The sequence below is a fragment of the Prosthecobacter sp. GW821-HT29F12 genome, assembly GCF_058803405.1.
Genome location: NZ_CM179517.1, coordinates 5176248 through 5191591 on the forward strand (window position 1 = coordinate 5176248; position 15344 = coordinate 5191591).

9 protein-coding genes are annotated in these 15344 nt (G+C 61.4%); 7 read left to right on the top strand and 2 right to left on the bottom strand.

Translation table 11 applies throughout. The features are described from left to right. The first annotated feature begins 11 nt into the window (after nucleotides 1–11). The 5 genes from AC3RLQ_RS21285 to AC3RLQ_RS21305 all read left to right on the top strand — a co-directional run bounded on the left by AC3RLQ_RS21285 (nucleotide 12) and on the right by AC3RLQ_RS21305 (nucleotide 10052). A complete protein-coding gene (locus AC3RLQ_RS21285; RefSeq protein ID WP_493030645.1) occupies nucleotides 12–2363 on the top strand; it encodes an alkaline phosphatase D family protein in 2352 nt (783 codons plus the stop codon). Nucleotides 2364–2471: 108 nt separating this feature from the next. Beyond that, entirely contained in the window at nucleotides 2472–4211 is a 1740-nt protein-coding gene (locus tag AC3RLQ_RS21290) for a GDSL-type esterase/lipase family protein (protein ID WP_493030646.1), read from the top strand. A 92-nt stretch (nucleotides 4212–4303) separates the two neighbouring features. After that, on the top strand, nucleotides 4304–4768 hold the full coding sequence (locus tag AC3RLQ_RS21295; protein WP_493030647.1) for an SRPBCC family protein: 465 nt from the start codon (nucleotides 4304–4306) through the stop codon (nucleotides 4766–4768). Nucleotides 4769–4916: 148 nt separating this feature from the next. Further along, on the top strand, nucleotides 4917–7136 hold the full coding sequence (locus AC3RLQ_RS21300) for an NADP-dependent isocitrate dehydrogenase (RefSeq protein ID WP_493030649.1): 2220 nt from the start codon (nucleotides 4917–4919) through the stop codon (nucleotides 7134–7136). Between the two features lie 315 nt (nucleotides 7137–7451). Further along, nucleotides 7452–10052, top strand: a complete 2601-nt coding sequence (locus tag AC3RLQ_RS21305; RefSeq protein WP_493030651.1) for a PAS domain S-box protein — start codon at nucleotides 7452–7454, stop codon at nucleotides 10050–10052. 45 nt (nucleotides 10053–10097) lie between these two features. On the opposite strand, the gene AC3RLQ_RS21310 is transcribed toward AC3RLQ_RS21305, so the two are convergent. After that, on the bottom strand, nucleotides 10098–11633 hold the full coding sequence (locus AC3RLQ_RS21310; protein WP_493030652.1) for a hypothetical protein: 1536 nt from the start codon (nucleotides 11631–11633) through the stop codon (nucleotides 10098–10100). A 180-nt stretch (nucleotides 11634–11813) separates the two neighbouring features. On the opposite strand from AC3RLQ_RS21310, the gene AC3RLQ_RS21315 reads away from it, so the two are divergent. Continuing rightward, on the top strand, nucleotides 11814–13241 hold the full coding sequence (locus tag AC3RLQ_RS21315; RefSeq protein ID WP_493030653.1) for a neutral/alkaline non-lysosomal ceramidase N-terminal domain-containing protein: 1428 nt from the start codon (nucleotides 11814–11816) through the stop codon (nucleotides 13239–13241). Further along, entirely contained in the window at nucleotides 13238–14416 is a 1179-nt protein-coding gene (locus tag AC3RLQ_RS21320; RefSeq protein WP_493030654.1) for an enolase C-terminal domain-like protein, read from the top strand. The genes AC3RLQ_RS21315 and AC3RLQ_RS21320 overlap by 4 nt, the downstream gene beginning before the upstream one ends. A gap of 66 nt (nucleotides 14417–14482) precedes the next feature. On the opposite strand, the gene AC3RLQ_RS21325 is transcribed toward AC3RLQ_RS21320, so the two are convergent. Beyond that, nucleotides 14483–15268: a GxxExxY protein gene (locus AC3RLQ_RS21325; protein WP_493030656.1), complete on the bottom strand. Its 786-nt coding sequence runs from the start codon at nucleotides 15266–15268 to the stop codon at nucleotides 14483–14485. Nucleotides 15269–15344: the final 76 nt, after the last annotated feature.

Sequence of the window (15344 nt, forward strand, 5' to 3'; positions counted from 1 at the left end):
GCATCGGGCTCATGAAACGGAACATCTCCCGACGCACTGGACTCAAGCTGATGACAGCAGGCACCCTCATGGGTCTTGGTGCCCGTGACAACTCGCCTGCCGCTCCGGCCAAACCCGACGCACCAACGGATGCCTGGGCCAAAACGCATGACCGTGTGTTTCTCGGCGGTGAATTCTGGGCGAATCCGATGGAAGACTGGCGCGTGAGCGAAGGCGGCGCGGAGTGCCTGAACATGGGCGGTGGCCGCAGTGTGCATTCACTGACGCATCAAGTAACGCATAACGGTGACTTCACGATGAGCGTGACGCTGACCCGCCTGGAGATCGGCAAAGCCGATGGCGGCGCGGGCTTCCGCATCGGCCTGCGCAGTGAAATCAACGAATACCGCAGCAACTGCTTTGTGCAGAAGGGCATCAACGCCGGATGGCAGGGCGAAACTCTGGTTCTAGGGCCAAAGACCGCTCCGCTCAAAGACGGCAATGCTTTGAAACAGGTTCGGCTGACGCTCAAGGGCGCAACTGAAGGAGACAAGTGCGTGGTGACACTCACAGCCAATATCGCAGACTCTGGCGTGGAGCTGGGGACGATCTCGCACCCCTTCGGTGCAGAGGAGATTCTCGGCAATGTCTCCATCGCCAACAACTTCGCCGCTGGTGCTGTGGCGGGGGCAAAGAAAAACAAGGGCAAGGCGGGTGCAGCAGGAGGAGGACGCTATCGGTTTCAAAACTGGACCATGGCAGGCAGCGCCTTCACCGTGACGCAGGGCAACCAGTTTGGACCGCTGCTGTGGTCCATGTACTCGCTGAGCGATTCACGCACGAACGAGGGCTTTGTGATGAAGCTCAGCGCGCTAACAGGTCCCATGGGGGCAAAGGACAGTCAGGTGGTCGAATTGCAGGTGCAACAGGGCGGCAAATGGAAATCACTCGATAAGGCCAAGCTGGATCCTGATGCATGGGTGGCGACCTTCCGCATTCCCAAATGGAATGAGAAGCAGGCGACGCCGTACAAGCTGGTGTATCGCGAAAAGCATACGGACGGCAGCGAGACGCCGCACGAATGGACCGGCACCATCAAAGCCAACCCCGAAGGCCGCCCGCTGCGCATGGCCGCACTCACCTGCCAGAACGACTACGGCTTCCCCTACGCGCCTGTGGCGGAGAATCTGCTCAAGCTCGATCCTGATCTCGTCTTCTTCTCCGGCGACCAGATCTATGAGAACCACGGCGGCTTCGGCATCATCCGTGAACCCGCAGAACCCGCGATCCTGAACTACCTGCGCAAGTTTTACCAGCACGGATGGGCCTTCCGCGAGGTGATGCGCAATGCACCCACGCTCTGCCTGCCGGATGATCATGATGTCTTTCAAGGCAACATCTGGGGCGAGGGCGGCAAGAAGATGGACGTGGGCGATGCAGGTGCCTCCTCCAAGGGCGGCTACATCGAGCCGGCGCGTATGGTCAATGCGGTGCACAAGACGAATGTGGCGCATCATCCGGATGCGTATGATCCCAAGCCAGTGCAGCAGGACATCAGCGTATATTATGGCGACATGGTCTATGGCGGCGTGAGCTTCGCGATCATTGCCGACCGCCAGTGGAAAAGTGGGCCAGAGCATGTGGAGACGGGCGCTGGCCGCGCAGACCACGTGCCTGATCCGAACTTTGACACATCCACGCTCGACAAGCCGGGGCTCGTGCTGCTTGGCGAGCGGCAGGAGGAGTTTCTCAAAAAATGGGCGCAGGACTGGCGCGGGCACACGCTGAAGGCCGTGCTGAGCCAGACCGTGTTTGCCAATGTGGCGACGCATCATGGCGGGCCCGATGGCTACCTGAAGGCCGATCTCGATTCCGGCGGCTGGCCTCAGACGCCGCGCAATCGGGCCGTGGAAATCATGCGTCCCTCCATGGCGCTGCACATCAATGGCGACCAGCATCTCACCACGCTGACGCAGTACGGCGTGGAAAAACAGCGCGACAGCAACTGGTCCTTCTGCACGCCCGCCATTTCCGCCGGTTATCCCCGCTGGTGGCGGCCGGATGAGCTCAAAATGCCGCATGAAAACCGGCCCAAGCATGGCCTGCCGGACACAGGCGAGTTCATCGAAGGTCTCGGCAACAAGGCCTACGTCTACGCCGTGGGCAACCCCGTGGTCGGCCAGGCGGCAAACCGCTACGAGAAGGCACATGAGAAAGGCAGCGGCTTCGGCTTCATCACCTTCGACACAGTGAAAAAGACCTACTTCATCGAGTCCTTCCGCTTCCTCATCGATGTGAAAGACGGCAAGCCGGGCAATCAGTTCCCCGGCTGGCCTGTGACGCTGCAGCAGAAGGAAAATCGCGGTGAGAATGTGATCGCGTGAGGAGAGATACGATGGGCACTCCTGCCAGCGCTGCCCGTGCTGGTCTGCTTACAGAACCAGAACGCCATGAGTACAAGCTCCATTTTTACCGCGTACAAATGAACCACCATGAGACTCCTCCCGCTGCTCCTCGGCATCACGGCCACTGCCTTCGCTGCTGACTCACCCAAGCTGCATCCCAAGGCGGCGGCGCTGCCCTTCACGCACCAGGGGCCGTTTGTCACCACGGCAGACGGCGGCGTGCTGTGCATTGATGCGAAGAACGCGCTGCGCAGTACGGACGAGGGCCGCACATGGAGCACCACACCGTTGTTTGCCGAACCGGCGAAGTTCAACGTCAGCAACGAGCGCGCGCTTCTGCGCACCCGCGAAGGTGTCATCATCTCCGCCTGGATGAACGGCGCGGAACGCAAGGAGCCCAAAGGCTGGCACTGGGGTGAACCCGGCGTGGACTGGAAGTCTTTCGTATTGCCGACTTATTCCTGCCGCAGCACGGACGATGGCAAAACGTGGGAGAAGCCCGTGCTGCTCAGCACGCCATGGTGCGGGTGCATTCACTCGATGATTCAAATGAAGTCGGGGCGCATCGTGCTTGTGGGGCAGGAAATCATCCCGCAGTGGCGGCATGCCACGGTGATGTGGGCCTCAGATGATCTCGGCAAAAGCTGGCAGCGCGGCGACATGCTCGACTACGGCGTCGGCACGCATGATCACGCGGGCTCTCTCGAAGGCAGCGTGATCGAGCGCAAAGACGGCTCGCTTTACCTTTTGCTGCGCACGGAGTCGGGCTTTCTATGGGAGGCGATCTCGCGCGATGGCTTGAAATGGACCGGCCTGAAGCAAACAAACATCGCCTCCGTCACCTGCTGCCCGCAGATGGCGCGTTTGAACGATGGCCGCATCGCGCTGCTGTGGAATGCGCCGCCGCGGCATGATCCGAAGAGCGGCTCCAGCCGGGTGGAGCTGTCGCTCGCGTTTTCAGACGATGAAGCGGCCACGTGGTCCAAGCCGGTCATCGTGGCCGCGAACTACGTGCCGGGTGGCCGCGTGTCTTATCCCTACCTTTACGAGCGCAAGCCCGGAGAGCTGTGGATCACCACCATGCAGGGCGGCCTGCGCATGAAGATCAACACTGCCGATCTCGGCGCAGGCGAGATCCCGGTCTTTGTCCCGCCGCCCAAGGCGGAGCCGAAACCAGGCGGCATCGTCATGTTTGGCGATTCCACCACCGCGCCGCGCGGCAGCCTGAAAGTGTATGCCGCGCGGGTGGAGACCATGCTGCAAAGCATCGGCTCCTCGCTCGGCGTGCACAATGCTGGCATTCCCGGCAACACCACGCGGGATGCGCTGAAGCGTTTGCAAACCGACGTGCTGAAGTACCAGCCACGCATTGTCGTGATGCAGTTCGGCATCAATGACTCAGCCATGGATGTGTGGAAGAACCCGCCCGCCACTGAGCCTCGCGTGCCACTGGCCGAATACCTCAGCAATCTGCGCCGCATGATCTCCGCCACCCACGAGGCGAAGGCCAAGGTCATCCTCATGACCACCAATCCGCTGCGCTGGACCTCCAAGCTCCGCGAGCTGTATGGCAAACCGCCCTACAATCCCGCTGCCGAAGACGGCTTCGACTCCGCCACGCTCGCCGGTTACAACGAAGCCCTGCGCAAGCTCGCCGCAGAACTGAAAGTGCCGCTGGTGGATGTCCGCGCGGCCTACCCGGAATTCGCAGCCAAGCACCAGACCACCATTGAGGGGATGCTGCTGGACGGCATGCATCCGAATGACCTCGGACAGCAGCTCGTTGCGGAGCTGCTGGTGCCGGCCATTCGCGGAGTCTTGCGGTGAGTGGAATGTGGGCGGTCAAACTTGCCAGAAAATCGCCCTTGCATTGTTAACCTTTTGGTTAACTAATTGCGCCACACCGCTATTCAACACCCATGACCACCACCGAATCCGACACCCTGAACCTCACACGCTTGTTCAAAGCCCCGCGCGAGCGCGTGTTTGCCGCCTTCACCACCCCCCAGTACATGGACCAATGGTTTGGCTGCGGCGGCAAAACCACCACCTGCACCACGGACTTCCGCGTCGGCGGCAGCTACCGCCTTGTCACCCATTCCCCGGAGAGCGGGGAGACCTTCATTGTCACAGGCGTCTATCGTGAAATCACGCCGCCGGCCAAGGTGGTTTTCACCTGGACATATGAAGGCGATGAGGAATGGGCAGGCTGCGAATCGGTCGTGTCCGTGGAGTTCATCGCCAGCGGAGATCAAACCGAGCTGCGTCTCACTCAAAGCGGCTTCCCATCGGCCGAAAGCAGAGGCAATCACAGCCAGGGCTGGAACACCTGCATGGACAAAATGGACGCCCTGCTCACGGGGCGGCCAGCGCCTGCGTGCTGAGTCGGCGCATCGCCTAGGCAACATCTGCGGAGAAGCGGGCCCCAAGGGTCCGCTTCTCTTGTTTTCAGTGTGCCGCAGCACACCTTGGGATTGCGCCGGAGCGTGGTCTCGTTTAGCTCTTACGCTCCCAATTCTCCCCCTCCAAATCATGTCCGCGAAGATCATTTATACCCTGACCGACGAAGCCCCCCTGCTGGCCACCTTTTCGTTCCTGCCCATCGTGCAGGCCTTCACGAAGCCCGCCGGTATCACGGTCGAAACGCGCGACATCTCCCTGGCAGGCCGCATCCTGGCAAACTTCCCCGATTTCCTGACGGACGCACAGAAGCAGCCCGACGACCTCGCCTACCTCGGCAAGCTCTGCCAGGAGCCCACCACGAACATCATCAAGCTGCCCAACGTCTCCGCCTCCCAGCCACAGCTCAAGGCCGCTATCGCCGAGCTGCAGAGCAAGGGTTACGCCGTGCCAAATCTCCCTGAAAACCCGCAGACCGACGCCGAGAAAGACATCAAGGCCCGCTACGCCAAGGTCATGGGCAGCGCCGTAAACCCCGTGCTGCGCGAGGGCAACTCCGACCGCCGCGCACCGAAGGCCGTGAAAGACTACGCCCGGGCGCACCCGCACTCCATGGGCAAGTGGAGCGCTGATTCCAAGACCAGCGTGGGCACCATGGGCAAGGATGACTTCTTCTCGAACGAGAAATCCGTCTGCGTGCCTGCCGCCACCGACGTGAAGATCGAGTTCATCGGCAAGGACGGCACCACCAAGGTGCTGAAGGACAAGACCCCGCTCAAAGCCGGCGAAATCCTCGACGCCACGCTCATGAGCAAGAAGGCGCTCGTCGCTTTCATCGAAAGCCAGATCGCCAAGGCGAAGGCGGACGGCGTGCTCTTCTCCCTGCACATGAAGGCCACCATGATGAAGGTCAGCGACCCCATCATCTTCGGCCATGCCGTCCGCGTGTTCTTCAAGGACCTCCTCGCCAAGCACAGCGCCGTGCTCGCTGAAATCGGTGTGGATCTGAACAACGGCTTCGGCGATCTCGTCGCGAAGCTTTCCAAGCTGCCAGCGGACAAGAAAGCTGAGGTCGAGGCCGACATCCAGGCCGCCTACGCCAACGGCCCCGCGCTGGCCATGGTGAACAGCGACAAGGGCATCACCAACCTTCATGTGCCGAGCGACGTCATCGTCGATGCCTCCATGCCTGCGATGATCCGCGGCGGTGGCAAAATGTGGAACGCCGCCGGCAAGGAGCAGGACACCCTGGCCGTCATTCCCGACAGCTGCTACGCCGGTGTGTACCAGGCCGTGATCGACTTCTGCAAAAAGAACGGCGCACTTGATCCCAAGACCATGGGCAGCGTGCCAAACGTGGGCCTCATGGCCCAGGCAGCCGAAGAATACGGCAGCCACAACAAGACCTTCGAAGTTCCCGCCGACGGCACCGTGCGTGTGACCGACAGCTCAGGCGCCGTGCTCCTTGAGCACGCCGTCGAAGCTGGCGACATCTGGCGCGCCTGCCAGACCAAGGACGCGCCGATCCAGGACTGGGTGAAGCTTGCCGTCAAACGCGCCCGCGCCTCCGGTGTGCCCGCCATCTTCTGGCTCGACAAGGCCCGCGCCCATGACGCCCAGATCATCGCCAAGGTGGAGAAGTACCTCAAGGACCACGACACCAGCGGGCTCGACATCCGCATCATGACGCCCGCTGACGCCTGCACCTTCTCGCTCGAGCGCATCGTCAAAGGCGAGGACACCATCTCCGTCACGGGCAACGTGCTGCGCGACTACAACACCGACCTCTTTCCCATCCTCGAAGTCGGCACCAGCGCCAAGATGCTCTCCATCGTTCCCCTCATGAACGGCGGCGGCCTGTTTGAAACCGGCGCCGGCGGCTCCGCGCCGAAGCATGTGCAGCAGTTCCTCGAAGAAAACTACCTCCGCTGGGACAGCCTCGGTGAGTTCTTCGCCCTGGCCCCGAGCTTTGAGCACATCGCCGAAAACTTCAGCCTGCCCAAGGCCAAGGTGCTGGCAGAAACCCTCGACGCCGCCACCGGCAAGTTCCTCGAAAACGACCGCAGCCCCGGCCGCAAGCTCGGCACCATCGACAATCGCGGCAGCCACTTCTACCTCGCCCTCTACTGGGCTCAGGCCCTGGCCGCCCAGACCGCCGACGCCGAACTGCAGGCCAAGTTCAAGCCCATCGCCGAGGAGCTCACCGCCAACGAAACCAAGATCGTCGCCGAACTTCTCGCCGTGCAGGGCAATCCCGTCGAAATCGGCGGCTACTACAAGCCTGACCTCGCGAAGGCGGATGCCGCGCTGCGTCCGAGCGCGACGTTCAATGCGATTTTGGCAAAGGTGTAAAAGCCTGCGTCTGATAACAAGTTGATAGGGATGGGCCTGCGAAGTTGCAGGCCCATTCTTTTGGAATCGTACGGAGTGGCGGGGGTTAAAGGTCATCACCCGCCGCCAATTTCGCAACCTTGGCTGCCAGCCAAGGAAGACCGGCATGCTCGATTGGGTGGATTTTTGTTCAGTGCCGCCGATCATGGCAATGAATCCAAAACGAGGTCCCAATGCGTTTATCGCCAAAGGACAAGCTGCTCATGGCGTGTGCTGCGATGAATGATTGGCCAGAAACACGCTGCCCACCCTTCACCTGATTCCGCCACAGATTGCATGAGACCCGCCATCGATAAACTGCTCCTGGCTGCCGCGACGGTCGTCGTTGCCCTGTTGGTGGCAAACATCGGCCTCATGGCGCGCAACACCCGGCTGTTGAGGGCCGATGCCAGGTGGGTGACTCATACGCATGAGGTGATTTCAGTTCTGGACAACCTGCTCCCGCTGATGACGGATGCGGAAACCGGCCTTCGCGGCTACCTCATCACCGGTGATGCTGCATACCTGGAGCCCTTCGCAGCGGCACCTGCTGCCATTGACGCGCAAATGAGCAAATTGGAGCAGCTCATCGTCGACAGTCCAAGTGAGCAGTCACGCATTCCGCAGCTCCGACGGCTCATCGCTGAGAAATTGAGCGTCATGGAGGAAGCCAGGCTCCTGATGCAGAAGGAGGGCTTTGCGGCGGTCCAGGAAAGGGCGAAGGTCGGTCGTGGCAAGAAATTGATGGACGAGCTGCGCCTGCTGGTCAGGCAGATGGCAGCGAACGAGAGAGAGCTGCTGCAGGTCAGGGATAAACGCACCCACCGCACCTACCGCATCACCATGCTCAGCGGCCTGATCTCGGGTTTGACGGCACTGGCCTGCGTGGGAGCCTTTCTCTACGTGGTACGGCGGCTTCTGAAGACACGCGCTGCCGCTGCTGCCGTCATCGCGGAGCAGGCGGAGCGCCTGCGCACCACCCTCGCGAGCATTGGTGATGCTGTCATCGCCACGGATACTGAGGGAAAGGTGACCAACCTGAATGCTGTGGCGGAAGCGATGACCGGCTGGAGCAACCAGGAAGCCCATGGGCAGCCGCTGGAGAATGTGTTTCACATCGTAAACGAAACCACGCGCCAGCCTGTGGAAAGCCCTGTGACGAAGGCCCTGCGGGACGGCGTCATTGTCGGGCTGGCGAATCACACCATCCTCATTGCCAAAGATGGCTCCGAGAGGGCGATCGACGACAGCGCTGCGCCGATTCGCTGCAAAAAGGGCGATATTGTCGGCTGCGTGCTGGTCTTCCGCGACGTGAGCGTCGAGCGGGCTTCAGACCGCGCACTGCGCACCAGCGAGGCCCGCAAGAGCGCCATCCTGACTTCGGCCTTGGATTGCATCATCAGCATGGATCATGAGGGCCGCATTGTGGACTTCAATCCCGCCGCTGAGCAGACCTTTGGTATTTTGCGTGCGGATGCGATTGGTCGCACGGTGGCGGACACCATCATCCCGCCGGAGTTTCGTGAAGCCCACCAGTCCGGTCTGGCCCGCTTCATGGCCACCGGCGCGGGCCCTGCCCTTGGCAAGCGTCTGGAACTCGCCGCACAGCGCGCAGACGGCACCTGCTTCCCCTGCGAACTGACCATCACCCTCACCCGGATGCCTGACGAGCCGCCCTTTTTTACGGCGTATCTGCGCGACATCACGGCCCAGAAGCAGGCCCGCGAAGCGCTGCGACAGGCTGCGGAGAGGCTGGCGCAGGCCGACCGCAACAAGGATGAATTCCTCGCCATGCTCGCGCACGAATTGCGCAATCCTCTCGCCCCCATGCGCAATGCCGTGCAGCTCCTGGAAATTTCCGGCTCCAGCGATGAGGACCGGCACAAGGCCCAGAGCATTTTGGAGCGCCAGATCGAAAACATGGGCCGCATGATCAATGACCTGCTGGATGTCTCCCGCATCACTGAAGGCAAGATCGAGCTGCGCAAAAAGCCCGTGAGCCTGGAGTCCATCCTCACAGCATCCACCAGTCTAATCCGCGCCAGCATTGCCGCCCACGGGCAGGAGCTCAGCGTCTCCATGCCCCAAGAACAGGTGTATCTGGATGCTGACGCCACCCGCCTGGAGCAGGTCTTTGGCAACCTCCTCGCCAACGCCTGCAAATACAGCGGTGACGGCTCCCACATCGCCCTCAAAGCGGCGCTCGATACCACCACCCAGCCGCCGGAGGTTACCGTCACCGTGAGCGATGACGGCATCGGCATCACGCCCGAGCTGCTCCCTCATGTGTTTGATCTCTTCGTCCAGTCTACGCGTTCTCTGGACCGTGCGCATGGCGGCCTGGGCATCGGCCTCACTCTCGTGCAGCGGCTGGTGGCGCTGCACGGCGGCCGGGTGGAGGCACACAGCGCCGGCCCTGGCCAGGGCGCGGAGTTCATCGTTCACCTGCCCATTCTCAATGCCCCACCACCGCCGCCACCGCCGCGCTCTGTGGCCAAGGCTCCCGAAGTCCCGCGCCGTATCCTCGTGGTGGATGACAACACCGACTCCGCCATCACCATGGCCACCCTCCAGACCCGGCGCGGTCATGAGACCCGCACCGCCTTCACCGGGCCGGACGCACTCATCGTCGCGGCGGAATTCAAACCCGACGTCGTTCTCCTCGACATCGGCCTCCCCGGCATGGACGGCTTTGAAGTGGCGCGCCGGCTGCGCGCCATGCCCGCTTTCCAGAAGATCCAGATCATCGCCATGAGCGGCTACGGCAGGAGAGAAGACCGCGCCCTCGCGCTGGAAGCCGGCTTCGACGAATACCTCGTCAAGCCCATCGAACTCGAGGTCCTGCGCGAGTATCTTCGAAAGCAGGACGAGCTGAATCCCAACAGCCCCGCTTCGTAACTTCGTGCGCAAGCACAGTGCCGGGCATGCGGCCTGCTATCCGCTCTATTCAAACTTGATCGAATACAAATCCGCATCGTTCAGCACAAAGCGCAGCTTCACGACTTTCCCCGCAAGTGAGCTCACATCGTTGCCGCTTTTCCAAGTTACAGTGCGGTCAATGGAATCGCCAAAGACGGGCTGCGCATCGGCGAGCGCAAATCCAGAAATGGGTTTGCCACCGGCATCTTGAATCTCCACCTGAATGCCACCTGCGGCGGAGGTGGCGAAATTCAGCGTGAGCGCCTTGCCGGTGAAGGTGATCGGCTTCGTGGTCAGCTCACCCCCGCTCATCGGAGCGCGGATGGAGACGAACCCATCGAGACGCAGGGTATAGCGGCGGAGCTGGCTGCTCTTGCCGGTCCAGTAGCTTTCGGTGGCGTAGAAGCTGAGCTCGTTGGGCGCGCCTTCGAGGGCCGACTTCGTCTCCACAGGATGCCACGCGATGTACTGATGGCCGTAGTTCCAGGTGCCCGGGCGTTCGATGCCGGGCGGCAGGAAGGCGTCGTTCCAGCGCTTGAACTTCACACCGTCGCGGCTGCTCATGAACAAACCTTCCGTGATGGCCATGCCGTAGCGGTCGCTGGCCTTGGAGCGCCATTCGCGATGCTCGCGCTCGGGCAGCGCGCGCATGCTGTCAGACCAGCCACGCTCGGTGTAGCGCGTGGGAAAGCCGAGCAGCAGATGCGGTGCGCGGTGGTAAGGCTTCACCTGGTTGGTGTAGAGCTGCTCGCTGGGGGAATCGACGTAGCTCAGATCGTGCTGGTTTTCCCAATGGATAAAATCCTTTGAAGTCGCCGTGCGGATGGCGCGATCTCCCGAGGGCTTCCAGTTCTTTTCATCCGTGGTGCCGCCGGTGAAGTAGCGCCAGTAGGCCCGGTACTGGCCGCTGTGCGCATCCCAAAACGCGAGGTTCTGCGAATCAAACGCGCCGTCGGTGATGACCGGCGCATCCGCCATCGGCGACCACCGCAGGCCATCGGGCGATTTCAGCGCGAGCAGTCCCTTCGGTGAATTCGAGCGCACGATGGCCTTGTACTTCGCATCCGCAGGCGCGGCGGGATTCTCGTCTTTGAAGACGGCAGGATGACCGCCATCGGGGTCAACCTTGCCCATCTTGCCATGGGGAATGACGATGTTGTTGGCCTTCGAGCCTTTGAACTCATGCAGGCCCAGCTCCGGCTTGCGCCAGTGGATTCCGTCGTCGCTCTCCGCGTAGCAGGTGAAGAGTGGATGCTCGCCGGTGTTCACCTTGCCCGGTGCTGTCACGGTGAGCTGCCAGCTCTTGTAGTACATGCGGTACTTGTCGCCGTCTTTGAAGACGCTGTGGTAACCGCTGCCGCTGCCCTCCCACGGCAGGTCATGCACCAGCGCGATCTCCTGAATCTGCGGATGATGCAGCAGTTGCTCCGCCTTGCCGCTCAGTTTGTCGATCAAGAGATCATCCACAAACAGCTCGCGTCGGGAGCCGATGTCGATGGCGTCGGCAGCCAATGCAGAGAAGGAGCAAAGAACCAGGCAGGAGAAGAGAATCAGCTTCATGGCAGAACTACGCAGCCAGATAGTCAAATAATCTCTGGTATGACAAACAGACCAGAAGAACAGGCAGACAGTTTCATGGCAGAACGAAGCAGCCGGCGGTAAAATAATGGCGGGTAAAAGGATGTTTTGAAGGATTCGGGCCTTTCCATCATTTTACCCCTCATCATTCTACCAAGTCTCATGCGCCAGCCCTCCCGCACCGAAGACCCCACACCGCAAAGCCGATGCCGCTTTGCGCTCGCCTGGTGTGACATCACACCTCCGGCGGACATCTACCACCGCATGTGGGGCGCGGCGAAGCATGAGCGCGCCACCGGGGTGCACCGGCCGCTGCGGGCCACGGTGGCGGTGTTTGCGGCCATGGAGGGAAAAGGGCGGCAGATCCTCCTCGCGCTGGATCATTGCGTGATGGGAGCCAAGGAGCATGCGCAGCTCGTCGCTCAAGCCGCAGCGATAGGCGGCGTGGCACCGGAGGAGGTGCTCGTGGTCTTCTCCCACACCCATGGCGCGGGCCTCATGGGGCTGGACCGCGCCGAGCTGCCCGGGGGCGATTTGATTCCGCCCTACCTGCATGCGCTGGGCGAGAAAGCAGGCCAACTCGTGCAGCAATGCCTCGCCTCGCTGGTGCCAGCGGGTATCGTCTATGGCCGTGGCCGCTGCAGTCTGGCCACGCAGCGCGATTTCTGGGACGGCAGCCAGTTCATCTGCGGGCACAATCCCGGCGTGCCTGCGGATGACCGCGTGATCGTGGCACGCGTGACGGCGGACGATGGGCAGATGCTCGCCTGCATCGTGAACTACGCCTGCCATCCCACCACGCTCGCATGGGAGAACACTCTCATCAGCCCCGACTACATCGGCGCAATGCGCGAGCTCGTGGAGCGCGAGACCTCTGCGCCCTGTCTGTTTCTGCAAGGTGCCAGCGGCGAACTCGGCCCGCGCGAGGGCTTCGTCGGCGACACCGCTGTCGCGGATCGCAATGGTCGCGAGCTGGGCTATGCCGCGCTCTCAGCTCTCACCGCGCTGCCAGCCGCAGGCACTACCTTCGTTTATCAAGGCCCCGTCGTATCAGGCGCGACCCTCGGCGCGTGGAAGCACGAGAAGATCGATCCAGACACCAAAGCCGGTTGGAAGCTGCAGCGCTGGCACGAGCCTCTGCACTACCGCCCCGGCCAGCCCACCGTGGCGCAGGTGCAGGCCGAGCTCGATCAATTCCAAGCCTCCGAGGCCGCAGCGCGCGCAGCGGGCGATGAGTCCCGTGCGGCAGAATGCCGTGCGATGGCCGAGCGCAAAACCCGCCTGCTGCATCGTCTCCACCAGCTTCCGCCGGGAGACCGCTATCCGCTGCAAGTCGTCGTCTGGCACATGGGCGATGCAGTATGGGTGGGTGTCCAGGGAGAGAGCTACAGCCACCTGCAAACCGAACTGCGCCGCCGTTTCCCGGATCAAGTCATCATCGTCGCCACCATCGCCGCCGACTGGGGTGCCTCCTACCTGCCACCGCGTGACCTTTACGACACCGGCATCTACCAGGAGACCATCGCCGTCGTCGCGGCAGGCAGTCTGGAGCAGCTGATCGAATCCATTTCCATTCACATCACCCCATGAAAATCACCGCCATCGAAACACTCGTCTGCCACGCGCGGATGCGAAACTGGATCTTCGTCAAAGTCGTCACGGACCAGCCCGGCCTCATCGGCTGGGGCGAGGCGACGCTGGAGTGGCACACGCGAAGCATCGTCGGCGCGATCGAAGACATGTCGCATCTCCTCATCGGCGAAGACCCCACGCGGGTGGAGTACCTGTGGCAGGTGATGTACCGGCAGCACTTCTGGCATGGGCACGGCATCGTGCGTGCCACGGCCATCGCAGGCATCGACCTCGCGCTGTGGGACATCGTCGGCAAGGTGGCGAACATGCCGCTCTCCAAGGTCTTCGGCGGCCCGGTGCGTGATTTTGTGCGCACCTACTGCCACCTCGGCGGCGGCAAGATGGAGGACTTTTATCAAACGCCCGCCGACAACGCCAAACGCTTCGCCGAGCTGGCGCAGGCCGCCGTGGCGGATGGCTACACCGCCTTCAAAAGCATGGCGGTGCCCAGCACGATGCCCATCGAGGGCCAGAAGCCCGTGCGCGCCGCAGCAGCCGCCGTGGCCGCCATGCGGGAGGCTGTGGGGCCGGACATCGACATCATGGTGGACTGCCATGCGCGGCCCTCGCCCGCGATGGGGCTGAAGTTTGGCAAAGCCTTGGATGACTTCGGCCTCTACTTCTTTGAAGAACCCTGCTGGCCCGAATGCGTGGACGGGCTCGCCCGCATCAATGCCGCACTCACCACACCCGTGGCCAGTGGCGAGCGCGTGACGAACCTGGAGGCCTTCAAGGACATGTTTGAGAAACGCGCGGTCGAGATCTGTCAGCTCGACATCACCCACTGCGGCGGGCTGAGCGCCGCCAAACGCATCGCCGCGCTGGCCGAGGCTCATCGCATCTCCCTCGCCCCGCACAATCCGCAGGGTCCCGTCAGCACTGCCGCATCGCTGGAGTTTGGCTTTTCACAGCCCAGCTACATCATCTGCGAAACCGTCCACAACGATGTGCCGTGGCGCCAGGACGTGGTGGAGGAAGGCTTCATCATCGAAAAACAAGGCCGCATTGTCCGCCCGAACACCAAACCCGGACTCGGCATCACGATCAACGAAGAGGAGGTGAAGAAGCACCCCTTCCAGCAGGAGATCGTGCTGCGTGAGTTCAGCCCCGATGGTGGCGTGGCGGACTGGTAAAATGATGAAGGGTAAAATGATTCGGATTTGATGGATTCAGAACACATCATTTTACCCGCCATTATTTTACCTTCTAAGGTGCTCAAAGCGCATCTCGCCGAGTTTCAAATTGATCCAAGCAATGCCTGAAAGAGGCGTCAAAGCCAGTAAGCGATGCAGATGGATTTTGAAGTCGCCTGTTTCATTCAGGGCCGTTACTGCCAAGCCAACATCGGGTGTCAGCAGAGTCATCTCGTGATGGCCCACCAATGAACTCCGATCTTTCAGTGGCACGAGATGCCGGGTGCCTTGCATCAAATGCGCTATGGCCTTTCTATAAAGAGGTAGATCAAGGCCCAGGCCAATGTCCCGGCTCAGTTCAATCACACCATCTCGCAAGTTCGTAAACGCCTCGTCGGGCGGCCAGTTTGACTCCGTGGTTTCAAATGTGCGGCGAAGGTCGTGCGTGAGGCGTGTGGAGAGAAAATGCCGCACGACTCGCGGTGGACGAAAGTTCACCAAGCTGCCGTGTTTCGTTCCAGCAAGCAGCAGGTAATTGATTCCCTGGCCGCGATGCACGGCGAGGGTCTCCTTGGCCGTTTTGGCTTCGATGACCGTGCTGTCACACAGCAAAAGGTCGATGAAGTATTCCTTGGCGAACGATTTATGCCTCACACGGATGCCCACCTCTCGTCTGGCCGGCATGCCATCAGAGATGCAGCGTTCGGCCAGTGATTTCTTGTAAATGAGCTCGTCGAGCAGACGTCCAAACTCATTTTGGATGTCAAAGGCATGCGCCATCATTCGCGCGTCAATCTCGTGAAACTCCTGCTGACTGATGCAAGCGATCGGAATGGATGTTTCGATGGGCATGATTGGTAGAATGATGATGGGTAAAATGATTTTCAGATAGGTTCTTTTCAGAACATCATTTTACCCATCATCATTC

Bases quoted from the DNA above. Each gene is read 5' to 3' on its own strand.
- AC3RLQ_RS21290 (WP_493030646.1), top strand. From the start codon at position 2,472: ATGAGACTCCTCCCGCTGCTCCTCGGCATCACGGCCACTGCCTTCGCT.
- AC3RLQ_RS21310 (WP_493030652.1), bottom strand. From the start codon at position 11,633: ATGAAGCTGATTCTCTTCTCCTGCCTGGTTCTTTGCTCCTTCTCTGCA.
- AC3RLQ_RS21305 (WP_493030651.1), top strand. From the start codon at position 7,452: ATGAGACCCGCCATCGATAAACTGCTCCTGGCTGCCGCGACGGTCGTC.
- AC3RLQ_RS21325 (WP_493030656.1), bottom strand. From the start codon at position 15,268: ATGCCCATCGAAACATCCATTCCGATCGCTTGCATCAGTCAGCAGGAG.
- AC3RLQ_RS21300 (WP_493030649.1), top strand. From the start codon at position 4,917: ATGTCCGCGAAGATCATTTATACCCTGACCGACGAAGCCCCCCTGCTG.
- AC3RLQ_RS21295 (WP_493030647.1), top strand. From the start codon at position 4,304: ATGACCACCACCGAATCCGACACCCTGAACCTCACACGCTTGTTCAAA.
- AC3RLQ_RS21285 (WP_493030645.1), top strand. From the start codon at position 12: ATGAAACGGAACATCTCCCGACGCACTGGACTCAAGCTGATGACAGCA.
- AC3RLQ_RS21320 (WP_493030654.1), top strand. From the start codon at position 13,238: ATGAAAATCACCGCCATCGAAACACTCGTCTGCCACGCGCGGATGCGA.
- AC3RLQ_RS21315 (WP_493030653.1), top strand. From the start codon at position 11,814: ATGCGCCAGCCCTCCCGCACCGAAGACCCCACACCGCAAAGCCGATGC.